This is a genomic window from Pseudomonas sp. GD04058 (genome assembly GCF_029836855.1).
Classification (GTDB): domain Bacteria; phylum Pseudomonadota; class Gammaproteobacteria; order Pseudomonadales; family Pseudomonadaceae; genus Aquipseudomonas; species Aquipseudomonas bharatica.
Genome location: NZ_JAOECN010000002.1, coordinates 331,097 through 347,241, shown reverse-complemented (window position 1 = coordinate 347,241; position 16,145 = coordinate 331,097). Strand labels below are relative to the sequence as shown.

Sequence of the window (16,145 nt, the reverse complement as noted above, 5' to 3'; positions counted from 1 at the left end):
AGATCCCAACGTGCAAGAGCTGCTTGACTCCGTGAAATCCCTGTCTGCCCGTGAACGCAAGGCGCTGGCCGCCTTGCTCAAGCGCCAGGGGGTGAATCTGTACGGCGTCACGCCGATCTTCAGGCGCGAACCCGAGGCCTGCGCGCTGCTGTCCTACGCCCAGCAGCGCCAGTGGTTCCTCTGGCAACTGGAGCCTGGCAGCAGTGCCTACAACATTCCGGTGGCCCTGCGCCTGACCGGGATGCTCGATGTCGCTGCCCTGGAGGCCGCGTTCGAGGGCCTGGTCGCCCGCCACGAAACCCTGCGCACCACCTTCCGCCAGGAGGGTGAGCAGGCGGTGCAGGTGGTGCATGAGCCGGTGCCGTTCCATCTGCCGGTGGACGATGTCGACGCGGCGGATCTGCACGCCCGGGTAGCTGCGGAACTGAGCGCGCCGTTCGACCTGCAGGCAGGGCCGCTGCTGCGCGTCCGCCTGCTGCGGGTGGGCGCCGAGGAGCATGTGCTGACCGTGGTCCAGCACCATATCGTTTCCGATGGCTGGTCGATGCCGATCATGATCGACGAGCTGGTGCGCCTCTACGACGGCCACCGTCGTGGACAAGCGGTGCACCTGCCGGCCTTGCCGATCCAGTACGCCGACTATGCCATCTGGCAGCGCAACTGGATGGAGGCCGGCGAGCAGGAACGCCAACTGGCCTACTGGACTGCGCAACTGGGTGGTGCGCAGCCGGTGCTGGAACTGCCCACCGACCGTCCGCGGCCCTTGGTGCAGAGCCATGCCGGCGCACGCCTGGATATCGACCTGCCGCCAGCACTGGCGCAAAAGCTCAAGGCGCTGGCGCGGCAGCAGGGCGTGACCCTGTTCATGCTCCTGCTGGCGTCGTTCCAGACCTTGCTGCACCGCTATTCGGGGCAAGCCGATATCCGCGTCGGCGTGCCCACCGCCAACCGCAATCGGGCCGAGACCGAGGGGCTGATCGGTTTCTTCGTCAATACCCAGGTGCTCAAGGCCGAATTCGCGGCGGACACCACCTTCGGGCAGTTGCTGCAACAGGTCAAGCACACCGCCGTGCAGGCCCAGGCCCATCAGGACCTGCCGTTCGAGCAACTGGTGCAGGCCCTGCAACCGGAGCGCGACCTGGGGCGCAGCCCGCTGTTCCAGGTGATGTTCAACCACCAGACCCAATCGGCGACCCAGGCCCGGCAGTTGCCTGGATTGAGCGTGGAAAAGCTGCAATCGGGCCAGCACACCGCGCAGTTCGACCTGACCCTGGAAACCCTGGAGCGCGACAGCGGCGTGGGCGCGGCACTGACCTATGCCACGGCGTTGTTCGATTCGGCGAGCGCCGAGCGTTTTGCCCGGCATTGGCGCAACCTGCTGGAAGGTATCTGCCTGGATGTCGGGCAGCGGGTGGCCGAATTGCCGCTGCTGGATGCGCAGGAGCGCCAGCAGATTCTCGAGGGCTGGAACCAGAGCCAGCTCGATTACCCACGCGGGCAATGCCTGCCGGCGTTGATCGAAGCGCAGGTACTGGCTACCCCGGAGGCGGTCGCACTGGTCAGCGCCGATGCCTCGCTGAGCTACGCGCAACTGAACGCCTATGCCAACCAGCTGGCGCACAAGCTGCGCGAGCTGGGCGTTGGCCCGGATGTGCTGGTGGGCGTGGCGCTGGAGCGCGGTCCGGAGATGGTCGTCAGCCTGCTGGCGATCCTCAAGGCCGGTGGTGCCTATGTGCCGCTGGACCCGGATTTCCCGGCGGACCGGCTGAGCTACATGATGCAGGACAGCGGCCTGCGCCTGCTGCTGAGCCAGTCTTCGCTGGTTGGGCAACTGAGCATTCCGGCCGGCGTGCAGACCTTGTGCGTGGACCAGCACGGCAACTGGCTGGACGGCTACGCCAGTGACGACCTCCCCGCGACTGCCGGCCCGGCAAACCTCGCCTACGTGATCTACACCTCCGGCTCCACCGGCCTGCCGAAGGGCGTGACCATCCACCACCAGGCCTTGGTCAACTTCCTCTTCAGCATGGCCGACAAGCCGGGACTGGCGGCGGCTGACCGGGTGCTGGCGCTGACCTCGCTGTCCTTCGATATCGCCGGCCTGGAGCTCTATCTGCCGCTGATCCGCGGTGCCTCGGTGGTCTTGCTCAAGCCGCACCAGAACAAGGATCCACAGGCCCTGTTGCAGGTGATCGCCGAGCAGCAAGCCAGCGTGATCCAGGCCACGCCGTCGAGCTGGCGGATGATGCTCGATGCGGCGCCAGCCGGTGCCTTGAGTGGCAAGACCATCCTCTGTGGCGGCGAAGCCCTGAACGCCGAGCTGGCCCAGCGCCTGATCGACCAGGCCGGGCATGTATGGAACGTCTACGGTCCGACCGAAACCACCATCTGGTCGGCTCGTCACTACCTGACCCGCGCCGACGATATCTGGCTGGGCAAACCGCTGGCGAACACTACGCTGCATATCGTCAGCGACGACCTCGACGTACTGCCGGTCGGCGCTCGCGGTGAATTGCTGATCGGTGGCGACGGCCTGGCCCGTGGTTACCACCAGCGTCCGGCACTGACCGCCGAGCGCTTCGTGCCGGATCCGTTCTCCAGCACCGGCGGGCGCCTGTACCGCACCGGCGACGTGGCCTGCTACCGGGCCGACGGGGTGATCGAATACGTGGGGCGCCTGGATCATCAGGTGAAGATCCGTGGTTTCCGCATCGAACTGGGCGAGATCGAGGCCCGGCTGCTGGAACACCCGGCGGTGCGTGAAGCCGTGGTGATCGATATCGATAACCAACTGGCGGCGTACCTGGTCGCGGAGCAGGACACCCCGGAACTGCGCAGCGCCCTCAAGGCGCACCTGAAAGCCGGCCTGCCGGACTACATGGTGCCCAGCCACTTCACCTGGCTGGACAGGATGCCCCAGACCCCCAACGGCAAGCTCGACCGCAAGGCGCTGCCCAAGCCCGATGCCAGCCTGGCGTTGGGCGAATACCAGCCGCCGCGCAACGAGCGCGAGCGGCAACTGGCACGGATCTGGACGGACGTGCTCAAGGTCGAGCGGGTAGGGCTCAAGGACAACTTCTTTGCCCTCGGCGGTCATTCGTTGCTGGTGATCACCCTGGTCAGCCGCTTGCGTGAAGCCTTCGACACCAGTCTCAGCCTGCATGACTTCCTGTTGCTGGAAACCTTCGAGGACCTGGCCGACTTCATCGCCGCAGGCGAGCGCCGGGTGAACAACCCGGTGATCAGCATGAACATCAGCGCCAGCGACAAAGCCCCGCTGTTCTGCCTGCCGCCCGGAGGCGGCGGTACCTACGCCTACTATCCATTGGCCGGGCACCTGGGCCCGCAGCGCAGCGTGCTCGGGGTGGTCAACAAAAGCTATGTGGTGCCGGGCTGGAAGGAAACCTCGTGGGACGCCATGGTCGGCTACTACGTCGAGCAGATCCGCACAGTGCGCCCGCACGGGCCCTACAACCTGCTGGGCTGGTCCCTGGGCGGGGCGCTGGCCATCGAGGTGGCGCATGCGCTGGAATCGGCAGGCGAGACCGTGGCGTTCCTCGGGCTGGTGGATACCCATCTGCCCCAGGGCGAGCAGGCCCTGGCCAATGATAACGGCGAGGAACCCGAGGCCGGGCCATGGGACGGCCTGGTGAAAAGCCTGCTGGCGTTCGCGCCGGGGATCGGCGAGGCGGTGGTGCTGGACCTGATCGAGGAAGGGACTGCCCGGTTCGAGGATCCGAAGCAGGCGGCGGACTGGGTAATGGTCGAGGTTGCTGCAATCAGCGGCACGGACATCGAGGCCCTGCGGGCGATTCACCGCGACATCGGCGTACAGGCGGAAATTGCCAGCGGGTACGAGTTGCTCAGCGCGAACATGGCGCTGGGGCAGGCGTTCGTGCTCAAGCCGCTGAAGGTCAGGCCGCATTGCTGGTGGGCGGGTGGCAGCCGAAGCGATGAGCAGGTCGCCGCTGCCGAAGCGCTGTTGAAGGCGGGTTGCGGGCTGGAGGAGCTGTGGTCGGAAACACTGGCGGGGGTGAAGCATGATGATGTGGTGCTGGCGCCAGAGTTGCTCAATAGCATCCAGCTCGAACTGGAAGACATGGAGTAGGCCGTAAGGACGACGCGGCCCCTGTGGGAGCTGGCTTGCCAGCGATTGCAATGTTGAATTCACCGCAGCAATCGCTGGCAAGCCAGCTCCCACAGGGTCCGCGCAGATGCCAGGAAAAAGGCCAGTCGAGTTAACCGAGCTGGCCTTTTGTTTTAGCGCTGTCGAACGATCAGAAGTCGCCGCGCAGGCTCAGCATGAAGGTGCGTGGGTCACCCCAGACGTTGCCGCGGTTGAGGCCCGAGGCGGTGGACCAGTACTTGCGGTCGAAGAGGTTTTCCCCGGTCAGGTTGACCTTCCAGTGCTCGTCGATCTTCCAGCCGATACGGGCATCCCAGATGGCGCGGCCTGGGGAGCCGTAGTCATAGCCACCGGCGAGCTTGTTCTCGTAGCGCGATTGCGCGGAGACGCCGGCGCCCACGGTCAGGCGGTTCCATTCGCCGTCCTGCGGGGTGTAGCTGGTGCTGATGCGTGCCAGGTGCTTCGGCGTGTCGGTGGTCAGCGCGTTGCTTTGCGGGCTGACGATGCGGTTGTAGGTATAACCGGCGAGGACTTCCAGGCCCGGCAGCACCTCGCCGCTGGCTTCCAGATCGATGCCCTTGCTGCGCTGGACCAGGCCGTTGATCTGGCAGGTCATGCTCGGGTTGCTCGGGCACAGGTGGGTTTCGTCAGGATCGTTGATGGCGAGGTCTTCCTGCTTGATGTAGAAGACCGCCGCCGACAGGTTCAGGCGCTTGTCGAACAACTCGCCCTTGATCCCGGTTTCATAGTTGGTGCCGATGGCCGGGTCGAGCGGCGAGCCGTCCCAGGTCCGGTCGTTCTGCGGCTTGAAGATGTCGGCGTAGCTGGCGTACCACGACCAGTGTTCGCTGAAGTCGTAGATCAGCCCGGCGAATGGGGTGACCTCGCGGTTCTGCTGGGTCAGGTAGTCGTTGCCGGCACCGAGTTTCTGGTCGTAGTCGTACTTGTACCAACTGACCCGGGTACCCAGGACCAGGCTCAGCGGCTCGGTCAGGTGCAGGCGGGTGTTGGCATAGATGCCGGAGCGTTCGTCGACATACTCGGATACCAGCGACCAGGCCGGACGCTGCGGCTTGGCGAAGGCGTGGTGATCGACGTCGAAGATATTGATCGGGATCGGCGTTGCACGCCGATAGGGCGCGCGGCGCTCGGTCACGTCCTGGCGCGACCAGTTCGCGCCTAGGGTAACCTGGTGGGACTGGCCGAAGGCCTCGAAATGACCGTCCATGAAGCTATCGATACCCACGCTTTCGACGTTGGTATGGCGGAACTCGACGTTCTGGAACACCGAACCGCGTTGGGTGACCGGGTTGATCGCACCGTTACCGTAGGCGGCGACCATGTCCAGGTCGGCCTTGGACCAGGTGAACGAGGTCTTGTTGCTCCAGTTGTCGTTGAAGCGGTGGTTCAGCTCCAGGAACGCCTCGGTCATGTTGGTGTTCAGGTGGTTCCAGTCCTGCACCAGGGCGGTGGAGCGGGAGATATCCAGGGACTGGCCATTGGAGTAGCGCGGCAGCGCCCAGATCGAATAGCCGTCGATGCGTTTTTCCTGGCGGCGCAGGCTCATGGTCAGGGTGGTGTCATCGGCCAGGTCAGCTTCGAGGACGCCGTACAGCAGCGGCGTTTTGGCGCTGTATTCGTCCAGCCAGGACCCCTTGTCCTCATAGGCGGTGACGAAGCGCCCGCGCAGGGTGCCTTGGTCATTCAGGCGGCCGCTGCCATCCAGGTCGACGCGGTAGTTGTCATAGGAGCCGGCGCGGGTAGTGATGGAGAACTGCGGCTCCGAGGTGGCGCGCTTGCGTACCAGGTTCACCGCTCCGCCCGGGTTGCCGGCGCCGACCAGCAGGCCGGAGGCGCCACGCAGGACTTCGACGCGGTCGTAGATGGCCATGTCCGGAGCCATCCAGCCGCTCATGTTGTAGGCCTGGCCGGGGATGCCGTCGATCATGTAGCTGTCTTCGCTCAGCACGAAGCCGCGCGACTGGTAGACGTGGGAGCCGAAGTTGCGCTGGCTGAAGGACAGGCCCGGGGTCTTGGACAGCACCTGGTCAAGGCTGGTGAGGTTCTTGTCGTCCATCAATTGCCGCGTCATCACCGTCACCGACTGCGGGGTTTCACGCAACGACTGCGCCGCCTTGCCGATGGTCACCGCCCCGGTGGTATAGGAACCGGTGTTCTCGGTGGTAGTGCCCAGCACCTGCGAGTTGATGTTGGTCGGTGCCAGGTTCAGCGTCGCCGGGGCGCCGTTGGCGGCCTGGGCCTCGGTCTCGGCCTCCGCTTCCTGGGCATAGGCCTGGGCAGCGAAGGGCAGGGTCAAGGCCAGGCCGAAGGCGGCCTGGCGCAGCAGCAAGGCCTTGCTCAAGGGCGTAAGGCGGGACGGTGTGTGCATGTGCAGAAGACTCGTTCTAAGGGTTGTGTCGTGAGTGTTGGCGTCGCTGAGTCAACGGCTCGCTTCTGCGCCGGCGTCGTGGCAAGGCCGGGTCTTTCCTGGCGGAGCGCGTTTTGTCGTTATAGAGAACGAGTTGCAGGTGCGAGGATTTAACGGAAATTTCACTTTCCGTTGTTTGCTGCGCAATGGCGGTTTTGGGGTGCAGATCGTCGGATTTATGGCGCCTTGATACCGTCGATTCGTGGCGACAGGGGGCGTCTGAAAATCAGAAATCGCCGCGCAGGCTCAGCACGTAGCTGCGCGGGTCGCCGTAGAGGGTGCCGCGGTCCAGGGCGGCTGCGGCGGTGTAGTAGGTGCGGTCGAAGAGGTTGTCGGCGTTGAGGCCGAGGGTCCAGTGGTCATCGAGTTTCCAGGCGATGCGCGCATCCCACACCGCATGGCCGGGCGCGCCGTAGTCAATGCCCTGGCCGCCATCGCTGCGGTAGCCGGACTGGGCCGAGACGCCTGCACCCAGGCTCAGGCGGTGCCAGGCGCCGGGCGGGGTGTAGCTGGCACTGGCGCGCAGCAGGTGCCTGGGAGTTTCCGGCGAAACCGGTCCGCCGGCGCTGCTGCGGGTCAGGTTGAAGGTGTAGCCGGCCAGCAACTGCAAGCCGGGCAGGGCTTCGCCACTGGCCTGCAGCTCGACGCCGCGGCTGCGCTGGACCGTGCCGTTGATGTAACAGGTGCCGGCGATATCGTTGGTCAGGCACTTGCCCTCGCTGGCGGGGTCGATGGCGTAGACCCCCTTCTGGCGGATGTAGAACAGCGCCGCCGAGACGTTCAGGCGCTTGTCCAGCAGTTCGCTCTTGAGCCCGGTTTCGTAGCTGGCCCCGATGGCCGGGTCGAGGGTCGAGCCATCCACCGAGCGGTAGATGCTTTGCGGCTGGAAGATGTCGGTGTAGCTGGCGTACCAAGACCAGTCATCGTCAAGGTCGTAGATCAGCCCGGCGAACGGGGTGACACGGCCCTGCTGGTGGTCGGTGAAGTCGCCGCCGCCGATGCGGTAGTCGAAGTCGTAGGTGTACCAGCTGAGCCGCGCACCGAGGATCAGCGCCAGGGGATCGGACAGGTGCAGGTTGGCCTTGGCGAACATCCCGTAGCGCTCGTCGATCACCTTGTTGATCGACGACCAGGCCGGCCGCGGTGGTTTGGGAAAGGCGTGATGATCGACGTCATCCAGGTCGATGGGGACCCTCAGCGCCACCGGCGCGCGCTTTTCCAGTATCGCCTGGCGCGACCAGTTGATCCCGCTGGTGATCTGGTGCGCCTGGCCGAACAGCTCGAAATGCCCGTCGAGCACGCTGTCCACCCCGGTCCCGTCGATGTCGGTGTGGCGGAACTCGACGCCGCGAAACTGCGCGCCGGTCCCGCTTGCCGGATCCACGGCGCCGCGTGCGTAGGCGATCGACTGGTGGAAGCCACCCTCGGAATGGATCAGCGACAGCTTGCCGGTCCAGTCTTCGTTGAAGCGGTGGGTGATTTCGTTGAACACCTCGGTGATCCGTGGCTGGTGCCGATTCCAGTCCTGCACCAGGGCGGTGGAGCGCGGTACGTCCAGGGCGCTGCCATCGGTATGGCGCGGCAGGCCGAAGATCGAATAGCCGCGGACCGTGCTCGACTGATGGCGCAGGCTGCTGGTCAGTACCGTGTCGTCGTCGAGGTCGATATCGACGATGCCGTACAGCAGCGGCGCGCTGGTGTGTTTCTGGTCGAGGTAGGAGCCGTCGTCCTCATAGGCGGTGATGAAGCGTCCGCGCACGGTGCCCTGGTCGTTGAGCTTGCCACCGGCGTCGAGGTCGAGACGGTAGCTGTCCCAGGAGCCGGCGCGGGCGGTCAGGGTCAGGCGCGGTTCGGCAGTGGCGTGCTTGCGCACCAGGTTGACCGCGCCGCCCGGGCTGCCCGCGCCGATCAGCAGCCCGGCAGCGCCGCGCAGCACTTCGACGCGGTCGTAGATGGCCATGTCGGTGGGCAGCCAGGCGGTGGGGTTGTAGGCCTGCCCGGGAATGCCATCCATCATGTAGCTTTCGTCGTTCACCACGAAGCCGCGCGACTGGTAAAGGTGCGAGCCGTAGTTGCGCTGGCCGAAGGTCATGCCCGGGGTCTGCGCCAGCACCTGGTCGAGGCTGGTGAGGTTGCGGTCGTCCATCACCTGGCGGGTCATCACCGTGACCGACTGCGGCGTACGGCGCAGCGACTCGGCGGCCTTGCCGATGGTCAACGATGGCGTGGTGTAGGAGCCGGTGCCTTCGGTGGTCGGCTCGACGGGCTCGGCGCTGATCGAGGTCGGGTTGATGTCCAGGGTTGCCGCGGCCTGGCGCATCGTCAGGGTCAGGGTGTCACCTGCCAGGCTGAAGTCGAGTCCGCTGTTGCGCAGAAGGATCCGCGCCGCCTGCTCCGGCGGGTAGCGGCCGCGCACCTGGGTGCTGGTCTTGCCCTGGATGGCCTCGGGATTGACCAGAACCTGCAGGTCGCTTTGCCGGCCCCATTCCTGAAGAGCACTCCAGAGCGGCTGCGCCGGGATGTCGAAGCTGACGTCCTGGGCCTGCACCTGGCTGCCGAATGCCAGCAGCGCGGTGCTCGCCAGGGGCGCGGGCCAGCGGCGTAGCCACTGCTTCATCAGCCACGCGAGGCGAAGCGAACAGCGTCGTTGCAGTCTGTGCATTGGGCGGGATCTGGAAATCAGTTGATGTCAGGGTGATGGCTTATCACGCGACGTTAATGATATCCATTTCTAAACATTTTCATATTGTCCCGCGCAAAGACTTTCGCCCGTCGGGGCGGGCGGTCTCGTGTCAGGCAGGAATGGCGCTGTCCTCAACCTGCTCCACGGTGATTCGCCCACCCTGCATGCGCACCAGCTGGTCAGCCACCGGGAAGTACCGGTCATCGTGGGAGATCACGATGATGGTCTTGCCCTGTTGCTTCAGTTCCGGCAGCAGCTCGGTGTAGAACACCCGGCGGAAGGCCGGGTCCTGGTCGGCGGCCCATTCGTCGAACACCAGCAACTGGCGCTCGTCGAGCCAGGCACTGATCAGCGCCAGGCGCTTGCGCTGGCCGGTGGAGAGGTCGGTGGTGGTGAAGGCGCCGTCGCGGATGCCGACCTTGTGCGCGATGTCCAGGCGTTCCAGGTATTTCAGCGCATCGGCGCTCACCGGCGCATCGCCTGGCAGCGGGTCATCGAACAGGTAGTAGTCGGCGAAGATGGTGGTGAACAGTTGGCGATAGTCGTCCAGCTGCTCGGCGGCCAGCGCCTGGCCGTTGAACAGGATCTCGCCCTGTTGCGCGGGGTACAGGCCCAGCAGCAGCTTGATCAGGGTGGTCTTGCCGCCGCCGTTTTCGCCGACGATGAACACGATCTCGCCCTGCTTGATGCTCAGGTTGACCGGGCCCAGGTGGAAGGAGTCGACGCCGTCCACCGGCGGGTAATCGTAGCGAAGCTGGCGCAGTTCCAGGGTCTGCATGGCGCCCAGGCTCGACGGTCGGTCGTTGACCAGCAGGTGCGGCTCCGGCGAGGAAAACTTCCACGACAGCTCGGCGATCCGGCGCAGGGCGATCTTCGCCCGGGAGATGATCGGCAGGGCGGTGATCAGGCGCTCCAGCGGGCCCTTCATATACAGCATCACCAGCACGAAGCCGCCCAGCACGCTTTTGTCGGTGGCCGGCCATAGCGCCTGGAAGGCGATGGCGATGCCGATCACGGCGAAGAACAGCATGGAGCCGAAGGTCTCGGCGCTGACGAAGATGTTCGCCGCGCGGATGTTCGAGGTGCAGATGCGCTCGGTGGTGCCGTGGATGCGCTCGTCCAGCAGGTGCTGGCGCCGGCGGCGGTGGATGCGCAGCTCCTTCGCCCCGGCGGAGATCGCCTGGTAATGCTTCTGCAGTTCGTCCTCGCCGTCCCGGGCGCGGAGGATGCTGCGCATCCCGGCCTGGTGCGCCAGGTACTGGGCGCCGGTGCCGGTGATCACGGTGAGCAGGGTCAGGGCCAGGATCTGCCAGGAGAGCAATGCCAGGTAGCTGAGGCAGCCGAGGGTCACGGTGAAGGCGATGACCATGGGCGCCACCGACAGGGCGAAGTTGCTCAGGGTGGTGACGTCGTTGAGCAGCACCGGGATCAGCCGGTGCGAGCGGTAGCGCTCCAGTTGTTCGATGGGCGCGACGAGGATCTTCGCCGCCAGTTCGCGGCGCAGGTTGGCCACCACGCGCTGGCCGACCCGGTTGCTCAGCAGGCTGGAACCGGTGGAGCAGGCCAGGGTCAGCACGCAGAGGCCGGCGAACAGCAGCGCGACATCGAGGCCGGGCCCGCCGTCCTGGGTCATGGCGCGGTTGATGGTGGCGAGCAGGCCGGTGACACTCAGACCGCTGACGATCCCCAGCACCGTGGACAGAACCACCAGCCACCAGTAGGGCTTGAGGATTCTCAGGGTTTCCCGGGCCAGGCTTTCGGTCTTGAGGGTCATGCGGTTCTCTCGGAATGCGGGCAAACGGGCTCTGCGCCGTCAGGGAGAGGACGAGCCCGGGCGCCGGAAATTTAGCGCGGCGAGGCGCTGCGACCGCGTGTCGGCGAGATGAATTCTGTCGCCGATTCGCGCCCTGGCGGTTTCAGTGCCCGGCCAGCTGTAGCACAATAGGCGCCGTTCGTTTTTCCTCTCCAGGATGTGCAATGTCCAAGTCAACCATCTGCGCTGCGCTCGGGCTGGCCCTTGTGCTGGCGGGTGTCGCCGGTTGTAGCTCGAAGAAGGCCGCCGTGTACGAACACGAGAACTTCGACGATTCGGGCACCTATTCGCGCAGCTTCCCGGTCAGCGAGGCCGGCTCCTGCGAAGCCGCGCGGCGTGCGCTGCTCAGCCAGGGCTACATCATCACCACGGCCGACAAGGGCCAGGTCAACGGCAACAAGAGCTTCCAGCAGACCGGTGAAAGCCATATGCAGATCAGCTTCAATGTCGTCTGCGCCGACGACATGGGTGGCGGCGGGCGCTCCACCGTTTTCGCCAATGCCCTGCAGGACCGCTATGCCCTGAAAAAGTCCAACACCTCGGCAAGCCTTGGCGTGGGGGTGCTGGGTTCGGTGTCGATGCCGATCGGTTCCACCGACGACTCGATGGTCAAGGTGGCGAGCGAGACGGTGACCTCGGCACAGTTCTACGAGCGTTATTTCGCCCTGGTGGAAAGCTTCCTGCCGCCGGCACCAAAGAAGCAGGCCGCTGCGCCTGAAGCGCCGGTGCCGGCCAAGCCGGCTGCCGAGCTGGGCGTGCCGGAACCGGCGGCGCTGGCTGCGCCCCAGGCCGAGGTGCCGGCTGCGGCGCCGGTCGAAACCGCTCCGGTCGCAGCGCCGGCCGCCGAAACCCAGGCTGCGCCGGTGCTGGACGACAGCCAGGGCTCGCAGCCGGTGGCGCCGCCTGCCGAGGCTGCGCCCATCACCGCCGAACAGGTTGCGCCGGTGACTGCGGAGCCGACCACGCCAGCGGTGAACGAACCCGCGCCTCCGGCGACCAACGGTGATCCTTCCGCACCGCTCTAGCCCGCGGGATAAATCCTGTAACACCTGCTACGTTTATTTTCGGACACGCTGTTGTCATTTTTCCTTCACCGGTGCACTTTAGGGTGAATCAGGACACAAACAGACGAAGACACGGAGCAGGAATATGGACGACTATCAGGAAGAACTACTCGAATTTCACGCTTCGGAGCTGGACGTGCCGGAGCCGGCGGATGATGCGACAGAGCTGTGAATGAAATGAAAAGGGCCGGTTTTGAAACCGGCCTTTTTAGTAAGGACGACGCGGTCCCTGTGGGAGCTGGCTTGCCAGCGATAGCTTTAGTGAATTCACCATAGCTATCGCTGGCAAGCCAGCTCCCACAGGGGCCGCGTCTCTCCTTGGTATTGCCCGGCTTCTGAGCCCGTCTCAGTCCCGAGGCTGGATCAACGCCAGCAATGTCCAGCCGGTTCCCGGCCTGGGCTGGCTGTCCGGGCTGAACACATGCACCCAGCCCTGGGCATCACGGGCGAACAACAGCGTCGCTCGCTCGCCATGCAACGCTTGATAGGCCTCCCAGCCAAATGCCTCGGTAAGGTGCGTGCTGTATAGCTCGGCGCCCTGGTGCAACTGGTTGGCCAGTTGCACATAGGTCAGTGCCTGGCTGCCCAGGGCCTCGCCACGGTGTTCGTGACTGGCACGGTGCTTGTCGCTGCGCCTGACCTCAAGGCCGCTGGCCAGGGCGAACAGGCGTTGCGGGCCGAACTCATGACGGAAGCGCATGCACGCCAGTGCATTCAGCTCGCCGGCGGGGGACAGCCCGAGCAGATGCCCGAGGCCGACCAGATCCAGGTGGACTTCAGCATGTTGTGACGCCGGGTTGCCGAAATAGGTCGGTAGCCCGTCCATGCGCGCCGCGCAGATGTTCTCCCAGCTGGAGTCGGTCAGCAGTACCCGGCAGCCCATCTCCTGCAACGCCTTGCCGATGGCCCGCGCCGGCGGGTTGGCGCCGACGATGAGGAAACCGCTCGGCGCCGGGTCCGCCACTTTCAGCAGGCGCGCCAGGGGACGTGCGGTAGCACTTTGCAGGACCACAGTGCCGATGATCACGGCGAAGGTCAGTGGCACCAGGAGCAGCGCGCCTTCATGCCCGGCTTCATCCAGGCGGATGGCGAAGATCGCCGACACGGCAGCAGCGACTATGCCCCGCGGCGCGACCCAGGCCAGCAAGGCCCGCTCCCGCCAGGTCAGCGGCGACCCCCAGGTCGAAAGGGCGATATTCAGCGGCCGGGCAATCAACTGGATGACCAGCAGCAGTGCCAGCACTGCGGGGCCGAGACCGAGCAGAGCGTTCAGGTCGAGACGCGCTGCCAGCAGGATGAACAGCCCGGAAATCAACAGCACGCTGAGGTTTTCCTTGAAATGCAGGATCTGCCGCACATCCACGCCTCTCATATTGGCCAGCCACATGCCCATGACCGTGACCGCCAGCAGCCCGGATTCGGCCATGACCTGGTTGGCCGCGACGAAAATTCCCAGCACCGCCGCCAGCGAAGCCAGGTTGTGCAGGTATTCCGGCAGCCATTGTTCGCGCATCACCTGGCCGAGCAACCAGCCACCCGCCGCGCCAAAGGCGCAACCGCAGAACAGCACCCCGGCGAAGGTCTTCAGGCTCTGGCTCAGGCCTTCGTCGGCGGCGCTGGCAATGATGAAGCTGTACACCACCACGGCCAGCAGTGCGCCGATCGGGTCGATGACGATTCCTTCCCAGCGCAGGATATTGGCGATGGTCGCCTTGGGACGCACTACCCGCAGCATGGGTACGATCACCGTCGGACCGGTGACCAGGGTAAGGGTGCCGAACAGCACCGCCAGCGGCCAGTCGAAACCCAGCAGCCAGTGGGTGGCCAGGGCGATGACGATCCAGGTCGCCAGTGCCCCGAGGGTCACCATGCGCTGCACGACGGCGCCGATATCGCGCCATTGCGAGAGGTGCAGGGTCAGGCTGCCCTCGAACAGGATCAAAGCCACCGCCAGGGATACCAGCGGCATCAGCAACGGGCCGAACATGGCCTGCGGATCGAGCCAGCCCAGCACCGGACCGACAAGGATGCCGCCAAGCAGGAGAAAGAGGATCGCCGGCAGCTTCAGGCGCCAGGCCAGCCACTGGCAGCCCAGTGCCGCCAGCCCTATGCCGCCAAACGTCAGCAGGATCTGTTGCTCGCTCATTCGGATTTCCCTATGCCGGCATGGTTATGGAAGACTAGCGGTCTTTCAGCGTTTTCATCCTGTGTTTTCCGAGTTGTCATGCCCGCCATCGACCATCCCCTGATCGACCAGTTCCTCGATGCCTTGTGGCTCGAGAAAGGCCTTTCAGACAACACCCGTGCCTCCTATCGCAGCGACCTCGCCCTGTTCAACGGCTGGTTGCAGGACAAGGGCATCGCCCTGCCAGACGCGGGCCGCGAGCTGATCCTCGATCACCTGGCATGGCGCCTGGACCAGGGGTACAAGCCCCGTTCCACGGCGCGTTTCCTCTCCGGTGCGCGTGGTTTCTATCGTTATCTGCTGCGGGAAAAGCTGATAGAGGTCGATCCGACCCTGCAGGTGGACATGCCGCAGTTGGGGCGACCATTGCCCAAGTCCCTGTCCGAAGCGGATGTGGAAGCCCTGTTGCGGGCCCCGGATCTCAGCGAAGCCATCGGCCAGCGCGACCGCGCCATGCTCGAGGTGCTGTATGCCTGTGGCCTGCGGGTAACCGAACTGGTCAGCCTGACCCTCGACCAGATCAACCTGCGCCAGGGCGTGCTGCGGGTGATGGGCAAGGGCAGCAAGGAGCGCCTGGTACCCATGGGCGAGGAGGCGGTGCTGTGGATCGAGCGCTACCTGCGCGATGGGCGGGCCGACCTGCTCAAGGGGCAGCCCAGTGATGTGCTGTTTCCCAGCCAGCGGGGCGAGCAGATGACTCGCCAGACCTTCTGGCACCGTATCAAGCACCACGCGAAAGTCGCCGGTATCGGCAAGACGCTGTCGCCGCACACCCTGCGCCACGCCTTTGCCACTCACCTGCTCAACCACGGCGCCGACCTGAGGGTGGTGCAGATGCTCCTCGGCCATAGCGATCTCTCCACCACCCAGATCTATACCCATGTCGCCAAGGCCCGCCTGCAGGAGCTGCATGCCCGTCATCATCCACGGGGCTAGCCGCTATTCGGCTTCTCGACGGCCCGTGTACAGGGCAGTGAATGTGGTAGTCTTCCAATGTTCACGTCCTGGGCCGGCGAAATCCCCGCGTTTTCAGCACGGGCGTCCCTATTCCGGTCCTATGCAAGGAGTTTTCCCCTCATGCGCTTGATCCAGACCCTCGCGGCCGCCGCCCTGGCGCTGGTCACCTCGTTCGCCGTGGCCGACGAGGCCGACAAGGCGATTCGCGAAACGCTGAAGTCGCTGGCTTCCGACATCCCGGTGGAGAGCATCGAAAAGAGCCCGTTCAACGGCCTGTACGAAGTCAAGCTGCAGGGCGGTCGCGTCCTGTATGCCAGTGCTGACGGCCAGTATGTGGTGCAGGGCAACCTGTACGAGGTGAAGGACGGCCAGCCGGTGAACCTCACCGAGAAGTCCGAGCGTGCCGGCATCGCCAAGACCATCAACACCATCCCGACCTCTGACATGGTGGTCTATCCGGCCAAGGGCCAGGCCAAGTCGCATATCACCGTCTTTACCGACACCACCTGCCCGTATTGCCACAAGCTGCACGAAGAAGTCGCCGAACTGAACAGGCTCGGTGTCGAAGTGCGCTATGTCGCCTTCCCGCGCCAGGGCCTCGGCTCGCCGGGTGATGAACAGCTGCAGGCGGTCTGGTGTTCCAAGGACCGCAACTCGGCCCTCGACAAGATGATCGGCGGCAAGGAAATCAAGGCCGCCAAGTGCGAGAACCCGGTGAGCAAGCAGTTCGCCATGGGCCAGTCGATCGGTGTCAACGGCACCCCGGCCATCGTCCTCGAGGATGGCCAGGTGATCCCGGGCTACCAGCCGGCCAAGCAAGTGGCCGCGCTGGCCCTGGCCGGCGGCAAGTAATGTAATCAATCAGTGGGCCGTCTTCATGGGGAGACGG

8 protein-coding genes are annotated in these 16,145 nt (G+C 65.1%); 4 read left to right on the top strand and 4 right to left on the bottom strand.

Features of this window, described 5'->3' with window-relative positions; all coding sequences use genetic code 11:
- The first annotated feature begins 10 nt into the window (after positions 1–10).
- A complete protein-coding gene (locus N7650_RS03415) occupies positions 11–4,108 on the top strand; it encodes an amino acid adenylation domain-containing protein (protein WP_279897118.1) in 4,098 nt (1,365 codons plus the stop codon).
- Between the two features lie 169 nt (positions 4,109–4,277).
- Here N7650_RS03415 and N7650_RS03410 read toward each other — a convergent pair whose 3' ends face one another.
- The 3 genes from N7650_RS03410 to N7650_RS03400 all read right to left on the bottom strand — a co-directional run bounded on the left by N7650_RS03410 (position 4,278) and on the right by N7650_RS03400 (position 11,011).
- A complete protein-coding gene (locus N7650_RS03410; protein WP_009403121.1) occupies positions 4,278–6,515 on the bottom strand; it encodes a TonB-dependent siderophore receptor in 2,238 nt (745 codons plus the stop codon).
- A gap of 265 nt (positions 6,516–6,780) precedes the next feature.
- Positions 6,781–9,171 carry a TonB-dependent siderophore receptor gene (locus N7650_RS03405; protein ID WP_279897117.1) on the bottom strand — a complete coding sequence of 797 codons (2,391 nt, stop codon included), beginning with the start codon at positions 9,169–9,171 and terminating at the stop codon, positions 6,781–6,783.
- 175 nt (positions 9,172–9,346) lie between these two features.
- Positions 9,347–11,011, bottom strand: coding sequence for a cyclic peptide export ABC transporter (locus N7650_RS03400; RefSeq protein WP_279897116.1), 1,665 nt, complete (start codon positions 11,009–11,011; stop codon positions 9,347–9,349).
- A 203-nt stretch (positions 11,012–11,214) separates the two neighbouring features.
- Here N7650_RS03400 and N7650_RS03395 point away from each other — a divergent pair, with 203 nt between their 5' ends.
- A complete protein-coding gene (locus N7650_RS03395; RefSeq protein ID WP_064303510.1) occupies positions 11,215–12,075 on the top strand; it encodes a DUF2242 domain-containing protein in 861 nt (286 codons plus the stop codon).
- Positions 12,076–12,460: 385 nt separating this feature from the next.
- Here N7650_RS03395 and N7650_RS03390 read toward each other — a convergent pair whose 3' ends face one another.
- Positions 12,461–14,260 carry a sodium:proton antiporter gene (locus N7650_RS03390; RefSeq protein ID WP_279897115.1) on the bottom strand — a complete coding sequence of 600 codons (1,800 nt, stop codon included), beginning with the start codon at positions 14,258–14,260 and terminating at the stop codon, positions 12,461–12,463.
- Positions 14,261–14,338: 78 nt separating this feature from the next.
- Here N7650_RS03390 and xerD point away from each other — a divergent pair, with 78 nt between their 5' ends.
- On the top strand, positions 14,339–15,235 hold the full coding sequence (gene xerD / locus N7650_RS03385; RefSeq protein WP_009403596.1) for a site-specific tyrosine recombinase XerD: 897 nt from the start codon (positions 14,339–14,341) through the stop codon (positions 15,233–15,235).
- A 141-nt stretch (positions 15,236–15,376) separates the two neighbouring features.
- Positions 15,377–16,108, top strand: coding sequence for a bifunctional protein-disulfide isomerase/oxidoreductase DsbC (gene dsbC, locus N7650_RS03380; protein WP_279897114.1), 732 nt, complete (start codon positions 15,377–15,379; stop codon positions 16,106–16,108).
- Positions 16,109–16,145 lie beyond the last annotated feature (37 nt).

What these genes read in the sequence shown, in the direction of transcription:
- N7650_RS03410 (WP_009403121.1), bottom strand. Translation starts at nt 6,515, where the DNA reads ATGCACACACCGTCCCGCCTTACGCCCTTGAGCAAGGCCTTGCTGCTG.
- N7650_RS03405 (WP_279897117.1), bottom strand. Translation starts at nt 9,171, where the DNA reads ATGAAGCAGTGGCTACGCCGCTGGCCCGCGCCCCTGGCGAGCACCGCG.
- N7650_RS03400 (WP_279897116.1), bottom strand. Translation starts at nt 11,011, where the DNA reads ATGACCCTCAAGACCGAAAGCCTGGCCCGGGAAACCCTGAGAATCCTC.
- N7650_RS03395 (WP_064303510.1), top strand. Translation starts at nt 11,215, where the DNA reads ATGTCCAAGTCAACCATCTGCGCTGCGCTCGGGCTGGCCCTTGTGCTG.
- N7650_RS03390 (WP_279897115.1), bottom strand. Translation starts at nt 14,260, where the DNA reads ATGAGCGAGCAACAGATCCTGCTGACGTTTGGCGGCATAGGGCTGGCG.
- xerD (WP_009403596.1), top strand. Translation starts at nt 14,339, where the DNA reads ATGCCCGCCATCGACCATCCCCTGATCGACCAGTTCCTCGATGCCTTG.
- dsbC (WP_279897114.1), top strand. Translation starts at nt 15,377, where the DNA reads ATGCGCTTGATCCAGACCCTCGCGGCCGCCGCCCTGGCGCTGGTCACC.